The sequence below is a fragment of the Mesorhizobium sp. M2C.T.Ca.TU.002.02.1.1 genome (assembly GCF_003997225.1).
Genome location: NZ_RZTO01000205.1, coordinates 1 through 8,442, shown reverse-complemented (window position 1 = coordinate 8,442; position 8,442 = coordinate 1). Strand labels below are relative to the sequence as shown.

The following is an 8,442-nucleotide window of genomic DNA, read 5'->3' as shown; positions in this document are numbered from 1 at the left end:
GGTCCCAACAACAGACTCTGTCGTGCCGGGTGTCGTCCATGAGAAGCGTAATCTTGTCCTGCGTGCTGCCTGCGACGGTTGCGATTGCCGCGCCGCTCGGATTGGTCGAAAAGGCTTTTGGCGCAGAACCGGACAAGCAGTTCTTCCACTCCGTCGAAGGCAGATGGGTCGGCCCCGGCGAGATCATCGCCGGCAAGTACAAGGGCACCAAATTCACCTGCGATTTCAACGGATCGACGCCTGCCAGCAAGCTCGGCATGACGCTTGACGGCGGCTGCAGGGTCGGCGTGTTCACGCAAAAGATGTCGGCCAGCGTCGAGCGCAAGGGCCGCGACGGTTACAGGGGCACCTTCATGGGCGGCTCGACCGAAAGCGGAATGGACATTGTCGGCGGCAATGTCGTCGATGCCCAGAAGGTCGTCTTCACCATCAACCGCAAGCAGTTGAACGGCGTCATGCAGGCGCGTGTGCCCGACGGCAATTCGATGACCGTGACAGTGGCCGTGCGCGTCAACGATCAGCTGGTGCCGGTGATCGGCATGAGCCTCAAGCGGATCGATTCCGTCGAAGTCGGCGCCATCGCCAAGAACTGATCCGTCGCGGCCTCGGCAGCCGCGCCCCACTCGCAAAGAAGACGGTTCAGGTCAAAGTTGGGAAATGGCAGGCCACTTTGCGGCCTGGACGATATTCCTTCAGTTCCGGCCGCTCGGAACGGCAGCGATCCGCCGCGATCGGGCATCGCGGATGGAAGCGGCATCCCGACGGGGGCTTGAGCGGGCTCGGCACGTCCCCGGTGAGGATGATGCGCTTGCGCGTGCCCGTGGGCGTCGTTTCGACGACGGGAACGGCCGAGATCAGCGCCTGACTGTAAGGATGGGCCGGTGTGGCGAACACCTCTTCCGCCGGTCCTTCCTCGACGATCGAGCCGAGATACATGACGGCGATGCGGGTCGAGACCTGGCGCACGACGGAAAGGTCGTGAGCGATGAAGATGTAGGTGAGCTTCAGCTTCTCCTGCAGGTCGGCGAGCAGGTTGACGATCTGGGCCTGCACCGACACGTCGAGCGCGGAGACGGGCTCGTCCAGCACGACAAGGTCGGGGTTCAACGCGATCGCCCGCGCGATACCGACGCGCTGGCGCTGGCCGCCCGAGAATTCGTGCGGATAGCGCATCACATGGTCCGGCAGCAGTCCGACCAGTTCGAACAGCTCCGCCACCCGCGCGGCGATCTCTTTGGCCGAAAGCTTGCCGTGGATGCGCAGCGGCTCGGCGACGAGATCGCCGACGCGCCGCCGCGGATTGAGCGAGGCCGATGGATCCTGGAAGACCATCTGCAGGCGCCGCCGCAGCGGCCTGAGCTCGGACAGCGACTTCGAGGTGATGTCGTCGCCCTCGAACAGAAGCTTGCCGTCGGTGATGTCGTAGAGCCGCACCAGGCAGCGCGCCAGCGTGGACTTGCCGCATCCGGATTCTCCCACGAGGCCTACCGTCTCGCCGCGCCGCACGGTCAGCGACACGTTGTCCACCGCATGGACGGTCCGCCTGCCCTCCGCGGAAAAACGAGTGCCGATCGAAAACCGTTTTGCCAGCGAGCGCGTCTCGAGGATCGGTCGGCCGGCGTCAATCATTGCTTCGCTCATGCCTGTGCCACCCGAAAACACGCGGCGGCATGCGGGCCGCTGCCGAGACCCGGCCTGCCCGCCTCGCAAGGCTCGTAACGGACCGGACAGCGCGGACCGAAGGCGCAGCCTTGCGGCAGCCGCAGCAGCGATGGCGGTGAACCCGGGATGGCCGGCAGGCGGCGCGGTTTCTGGCCGGTCAGCGGCGGGATCGAGCCGAGCAGCGCGCGCGTGTAAGGGTGCCGCGGATCGGAAAACAGCTCCGTGCGGGTGCCGCGCTCCACCACACGGCCGGCATACATGACCATGACGCGGTCGGCGAGCTCGGAGACAACGCCCATGTCGTGCGTGATGAAGACCACCGCCGACTTATGCTTCGCCCGCAATTTGCGCACGAGGTCGAGGATGCCGGCCTGCACCGTGACGTCGAGCGCGGTGGTCGGCTCGTCCGCCACCAGCAGCGCCGGATCGCAGGACAAGGCCATCGCGATCACCGCCCGCTGCCGCATGCCGCCGGAAAGCTGGTGCGGATAGCGCGACATCGCCTCGTGCGGATTTGGGAAGTTCACCTCCGCCAGCAGCTCCTCGACGCGCTCCATCGCCTTGGCCTTGCTGACACCGCGATGCGCGCGGATCTGTTCGGCGATCTGCCAGCCGATCGTGTAGACCGGCGTCAGCGCCGTCATCGGGTCCTGGAAGATCATCGCGATCTCGTTGCCGCGCAGGCGCCTGAGCTCGCGCGCCGGCAAGCCCACCAGCTCACGACCCTTGTAGCGGATCGAGCCTTCGATGGTGGCGTTCGGATCGGTGATAAGCCCCATGACAGCGAGCAGCGACACCGTCTTGCCCGAACCGGATTCGCCAACGACACCGAGGATCTCGCTCTCCTCTAGGTCGAAGGAAACGCCGTCGATGGCGCGCACCGGCCCGTCATGGGTGCGGAAGGACACTTTGAGATCGCGCACCGACAGGATCATGATGCCCTCAGGCGCGGATCGAGGAGGATATAGACGAAATCGACGACCGCGTTGGCGATCACCACGAACATCGACGCATACATGACCGTCGCCATGATCATCGGCAGATCGAGGTTCTGCAGCGCGTCATAAGTGAGCTTGCCGATGCCGTGCAGGCCGAACACGACCTCGGTGAGCAAGGCCGAGCCGCCGACCAGCGCGCCGAAGTCGAGGCCGAACAGGGTGACGAAGGCGATGAGCGAGGTGCGCAGCGCATGGCGGAACAGGATGCGGGTCTCCGACAGGCCCTTGGCGCGGGCGGTGCGGATATAATCTTCCTGCATGGATTCGATGATGGCCGCGCGCAGCACGCGCCCGTAGATGCCGATATAGAGGATGGCCAGCGTGATCCATGGGATGACCAGCGTCAGGAACCAGCCCTTGGGATCGTCGGAAAAGTTCTTGTAGCCGAGCGGCGGCACCCAGGAGAACGCCCAGCTGTCGTGATAGCGGCTCTGGGTGATCAGGTTCATCACCTCGCCCAGCCAGTAGACCGGCATGGAAATGCCGAGCAGGCCCAGCGCCATCAGGAGCTTGTCCAGCCAACTGTCGCGGGTGGCCGCCGCGACGATGCCGATGATGATGGAAACGACCACCCACAGGACCGCGGCCCCGAACACCAACGAAAGCGTGACGGGGATCGAATCCATGACGGCCGGCACCACTTTCCAGCCGCGATTGACGAAGGAGGTCAGGTCGCCGGTGACGAAGATCTTCTCCATCATGCGCGTGTATTGCACATAGAGCGGCTGGTCGAAGCCGAAGCTGTGGCGTACCGCCGCCAGCACCTCCGGCGAGGCGTTGCGGCCGGCGATGCGCGCGGCGGGGTCGGCGCCAGGCGTGGCGAAAAAGATCAGGAAGACGATGACCGAGATGCCGAACATCACGAACAGCATCTGACCGAAACGGCGAAGGATGGCGTAAAGCATCAGTCCCGCCCCAGCCTGACCTTGGAGCGCGGGTCGAGCGCATCGCGAAGACCGTCGCCGAAGACATTGAGCGCCATGACGGAAACGGCGATCGCCAGGCCGGGCACCAGCGCCACCAGCGGGCGTGTGTAGAGCAGCGCCTGGCCGTCCTGGATGATCGTGCCCCAGCTTGCGGCCGGCGGTTGCACGCCGATCGACAGGAAGGAGAGCGCCGATTCCGTCAGCATGTTCAGCGCCATCATCAGCGGCACGAAGACGATGAGCGTGGTGGTGATGTTGGGCAGGATGTCGCGCAGCAGGATGCGCCAGCCCGGCACGCCGAGATTGATCGCGGCGAGCACGAACTCGCTGTGGCGCAGCGCCAGGACCTGCCCGCGGATCGGCCGCGCGACATAGGGTATATAGACGATGCCTATGATGATGATCGGTAGCCATAGGCTGCCCGACTGGATCTCGATCGGCCCGATCGCGATGCCTTGCGCGATGGTGACGATGGAAAGCGAGATTGCGAGCAGGTAGATCGGGAATGCCCAGAGCACGTCCAGCAGGCGCGACAGCACCGTGTCGGTGATGCCGCCGAAATAGCCAGCGATCAGTCCCGCCAGCGTGCCGAAGATCAGCGTGAAGATGGTCGCGGCGCCGGCGATCAGCAGCGAGTTGAGCCCGCCATAGAGCAACCTCGCCATGACGTCCCGCCCCTGGCTGTCGGCGCCGAGGAAGTAGTTGCCGAGCCGCCAGGTCGGACCGATCGGCGTGTAGCCAAGTCCCAGTCCCTCGGTCGACTGTTCCATCACCGGAACGTCGGCGCCGTCAATCTGGATGACGGCGTCGAGCGTCGAGGCGAACGGATCCGTGCCCGCCCATTTCGCGTAGAGCGGCGCGCTGAAACAGGCGAGAACGATGATGAGGAACACGGCTAGGGACGCCATGGCGGCCCTGTCCGTTGCCAGCTTCGCAAACGCGACGGCCCAGGGCCCTCGCGTCTTGCGCGGCATGGCGGCGACTTGGCTGGACACGATGTGCCTTCCGCGGTTCGTTACTGCACTCAGGCCCCTTACTGCACCCAGGTCCCTACTGCACCCAGGACTGGGTGATAATCCAGTTGAACTGCGGGTTGAACTTGAAATTGCCGACGCGCTTGCTGACGAAATCAAGCCGCTTCGGCGTGAACAGACCGACCGCCGGCGCCTTGTCTGTGACCTGCTTGTCGATCGCGGCCCACAATTTGTCGGCCGCCTTCTGGTCGGTCACGCCAAGGTCCAGCGCCTTCTGCATCTCAGCATCGATGTCCTTGTCGCAGAAGCCGGAGATGTTGATCGAGGCGTCCGAGCCTTCGCGGAAGGATGCGCAGCTGAACAGGATGTTCAGGAAGTCCGACGCCGCGGGGTAGTCCTTGTACCACTGGGTGACGGACATCTGCACTTTGTTGTTGGTGTTCTGGATATAGGTGAACTGCAGGTTGGACGAGATCGGCTTGACGTCGGCGACATAGCCGATGGTGGTCAGCACGCTCTGCAGATAGACGCCGATCGACCGCGAGATGGCGGTATCCTCGACGATGATGGTCACCTTCTGGCCCTTGGTGCCCGATTCCTCGACCATCTGCTTGGCCTTGTCGACGTCCGGAGCCGACCATTTGGCGCCAGGGTTCTTGGTGAAGGGGCAATAATCCTCATGCCCGGGGAAGTCCGGCGGCAGGACCTGACAGACCGGCGAGGCCAGCACCTTGCCGCCGAACAGCTTGACCAGCGTGTTGCGGTCGACAGCGTAAGCGACGGCCTGGCGGGCCTTTTCATTGTCGAATGGAGCCATGCGGGTGTTCAGCGGCGCGTACCACCAGGCCGAAAGCGGCGAGATGTGCAGCTGGTCCATGGACTTGCTGCCGAGTTCGCCAAGGCGGTCGCTGGGCAGCGCGTCGAACATCCAGTCCGCTTCGCCGTTCTGGATGGCCGTCACGGCCGCCTCTTCCGACAGGCCGAAATCATACTGCACGACATCCGGATATCCGTCGGGCTGGGCTTCCTCGCTCCACTGCTTGAAATTGGGGTTGCGGGAAACGGTCATGCCCTTGTTGGGGTCGAAGGCCGAGATCATGTAGGGGCCGGTGCTGGGGATCGGCTTGGAGCCCATATCCTCAGTCGGCGTGTCCGCCGGCAGGATCACGGCATGCGGCAAGGCAAGCTTGTAGAGGATTTCGGCGTCCGGCTTGGTGAGATTGAGGGTGATCGTGCCGGCCGCCTCGTCGGCGACGACACCGCCTTCCAGCGTGCAGCTCTTGGTGTCGGCCAGGCATTTGTCGGCGCCGACGATGCCGGCATAGAAGGTGCCTGAGGTCGGCCCGGAGACCTTGAAGATGCGCTGGAAGGAAGCGACGACGTCCTTCACGCCGAGGTCCTGGCCGTTGGAGAACTTGATGCCCTTGCGCAGCTTGAAGGTGAAGGTCTTGCCGTCATTGCTGACCGTGGGCATCGCCTCGGCCAGGTCGGGAACGATGCTGAAACCCTCGACGCCCTCGGCCTTGCGGAAGGCGACCAGGCCGTCATAGATCGGCTGGTACATCTGCCAGCCCTGGTCGGTGTAGTTGATGTGCGGATCGAGGGTGCCGGCAGCCGATCGGGCGAGCAGGCGGATGATGCCGCCACGGTGCTCCTTGAGATATTCGGCCTGCGCCGGAGCGAGCCATGAGCCGGCCAGCAATGAAGCGGCCGACGCCGCCAAAAGCAGTTTCTTCATGTCGTCATTCCCCTTTCAGTTGTCGTTGTCGTCCAGGAAGTCTCCCACCACCCGCATGCAGAGGTCCTGCTCCTCGACATGCGGCATGTGGCTGGAATGCTCGAATATCTGCCAGCGCGATCCCTTGATGCCGTCCTTGAAGGGCTGCACGGTCGCTGGCGTGGCTTCGTCATAACGGCCGGAGATGAGAAGTGTGGGAATCTCGATGGCCGGCAGGCGGTCGATGACGCTCCAGCTCTTCAGCGTGCCGATGACGTGGAACTCGTTCGGGCCGTTCATCACATTGTAGACGGTCGGATTGCGCACGATCTGGGCGAAAGTCTCCGTCACCTCCGGCGGAAACGGCACGACCCGGCAGACATGCCGTTCGTAGAACCGCATCGTCGCTTCCTGGTAGGCCGGATCGTCCGTCGTGCCGGCCTGTTCGTGCTTCGTCAGCGTCTCCTGCGCGTCCCTGGGCAGATCGGCGCGCAGCCGATTGGCCTCCTCGACCCAAAGCTTCATGGAAGCCGGCGAGTTGGCGATGGTCAGCGACTTCAGGCCCTTCGGCCGGGTCACGCCATATTCGGCGCCCAGCATGCCGCCCCAGCTCTGCCCGAGCACGTGGAAGCCGCCGCGGATGCCGAGATGGTCGACGAGGTTTTCCAGCTCATCGATGAAAAGCCGGGGCGTCCAGAAATCGGCGCCCTTTTCCGGCAACAAGGTGGAATTGCCGCAGCCCAATTGGTCGTAGTGGATGACGGCGCGGCCGCCTCGGGCAAGAAGCTTGTAGGCGTCGACGTAGTTATGCGCGGCGCCCGGCCCGCCATGCAGGATCACCACCGGAGCCTTGCCGGCATCGAGCTCGCCGCTGATCCGATACCAGGTTTCGTAGGCGCCGAAGCCGGCCCGCCCTTCCTTGCTGACGATCTCGGACGGCATCCCGGCTCCCTGTGTGGTTGAAGACATTCTCGTTGTCGCTTAGCTCGCCGCCCGCCCGGACTGCACCCACTCTTCCAGCATCTGCACGCCGAAGGCCGTGGCGCCTTCCCGGCCGAGCGGCCGGTCCTTGTCGGCCAGTTCCTTGCCGGCAATGTCGAGATGCACCCAGGGGCGGTCTTCGGTGAAATTGCGCAGGAAGGCGGCGGCATAGGGCGCGTCGCCGTCTTCCATGTCCTTGGCGTGGTGCCGGATATCGGCGAAGGGCGATTGCAGCCCCTCGTCGTAGGCACGGTCGAGCGGCAACTGCCAGAACCGCTCGCCGACCTTCTCGCCGGCCGCGATCATGCGCGAAGCAATGGTGTCGTCGGTGCTGAAAAGGCCGGCGAAGACCGAGCCCAGGCCCCGCATCACCGAATAGGTCAGCGTGGCCAGATCGACGATCACCGACGGGTTGAAGCGCGAAGCGGCGTAATAGAGGCAGTCGGCCAGGATCAGCCGCCCTTCCGCATCCGTGTCGAACACCTCCACGGTCTGCCCCGACGCCGTCGTGATGATGTCGCGCGGCTTGAGCGCGGTGCCCGACGGCATGTTCTCGGCGATGCCGAGCACGCCGACGGCATGCACCGGGCTGCCTTGCCGGGCGAGCGCGATCAACAGGCCGACCACGGCGGCGGCGCCGCCCATGTCGGCCTTCATGTCGAACATCTGCTCGCCGCGCTTGATGCACAGGCCGCCGGTGTCGAAGCAGACGCCCTTGCCGACGAAAGCCAGCGGCTGCGCCGGAGCGCCCCTGCCGCGATAGCGCAGGACGGCGACGCGCGGCGGTCGCGCCGAACCGGAACCGACGGCCAGGATCGCATTCATGCCGAGCTCCTTCAGCCGCGCTGCGTCGAGGATCTCGACATCGATGCCGGCCTCGCGCAGCGGCTCCAGATGATCGTGGAAATTGTCGGGGTGGAGATGGTTCGGCGGCAGGTTGACCAGCGTGCGCGCATATTCGACGCCGTCGGCGATGGCGTTGACCCGCGCCAGCGCCGCTTTCAGCTCCGCGCCGGCCGCGCCGATCATCTGCACCCGCAAGGTGCGGTCCGCGCCTGCCCCCTGACGCCGGTTGCGCATGTCGAAACGATAGCGCCGCAACCGCATGCCGAGCGCGACCCGCGCCAGGATTTCCGCTGCCGGAAGCTCGACACCCGCGAGCGGGTCCAGCACGAGGGTAGCCG

At 64.9% G+C, this 8,442-nt stretch carries 8 protein-coding genes; 1 reads left to right on the top strand and 7 read right to left on the bottom strand.

What is annotated here, in order from left to right; all coding sequences use genetic code 11:
- The first annotated feature begins 38 nt into the window (after positions 1-38).
- Positions 39-593, top strand: a complete 555-nt coding sequence (locus tag EOD07_RS13520; protein WP_164772227.1) for a hypothetical protein — start codon at positions 39-41, stop codon at positions 591-593.
- A gap of 46 nt (positions 594-639) precedes the next feature.
- Here EOD07_RS13520 and EOD07_RS13515 read toward each other — a convergent pair whose 3' ends face one another.
- The 7 genes from EOD07_RS13515 to EOD07_RS13485 form a co-directional block, all read right to left on the bottom strand.
- Complete coding sequence (locus EOD07_RS13515; RefSeq protein WP_127235808.1) at positions 640-1,629, bottom strand: dipeptide ABC transporter ATP-binding protein; 990 nt, start codon at positions 1,627-1,629, stop codon at positions 640-642.
- An 8-nt stretch (positions 1,630-1,637) separates the two neighbouring features.
- Complete coding sequence (locus EOD07_RS13510) at positions 1,638-2,597, bottom strand: ABC transporter ATP-binding protein (RefSeq protein ID WP_127235807.1); 960 nt, start codon at positions 2,595-2,597, stop codon at positions 1,638-1,640.
- Entirely contained in the window at positions 2,594-3,565 is a 972-nt protein-coding gene (locus EOD07_RS13505; protein ID WP_040981135.1) for an ABC transporter permease, read from the bottom strand. Before EOD07_RS13505 ends, EOD07_RS13510 begins: the two co-directional genes overlap by 4 nt.
- Complete coding sequence (locus EOD07_RS13500; RefSeq protein ID WP_041000690.1) at positions 3,565-4,581, bottom strand: ABC transporter permease; 1,017 nt, start codon at positions 4,579-4,581, stop codon at positions 3,565-3,567. The genes EOD07_RS13505 and EOD07_RS13500 overlap by 1 nt, the downstream gene beginning before the upstream one ends.
- Before the next feature lie 55 nt (positions 4,582-4,636).
- Positions 4,637-6,298, bottom strand: coding sequence for an ABC transporter substrate-binding protein (locus EOD07_RS13495; protein ID WP_127235806.1), 1,662 nt, complete (start codon positions 6,296-6,298; stop codon positions 4,637-4,639).
- Positions 6,299-6,313: 15 nt separating this feature from the next.
- Positions 6,314-7,219, bottom strand: coding sequence for a proline iminopeptidase-family hydrolase (locus tag EOD07_RS13490; protein ID WP_127235805.1), 906 nt, complete (start codon positions 7,217-7,219; stop codon positions 6,314-6,316).
- Positions 7,220-7,258: 39 nt separating this feature from the next.
- A partial coding sequence (locus tag EOD07_RS13485; protein ID WP_127235804.1) for a M17 family metallopeptidase occupies positions 7,259-8,442 on the bottom strand: 1,184 nt, incomplete at its 5' end.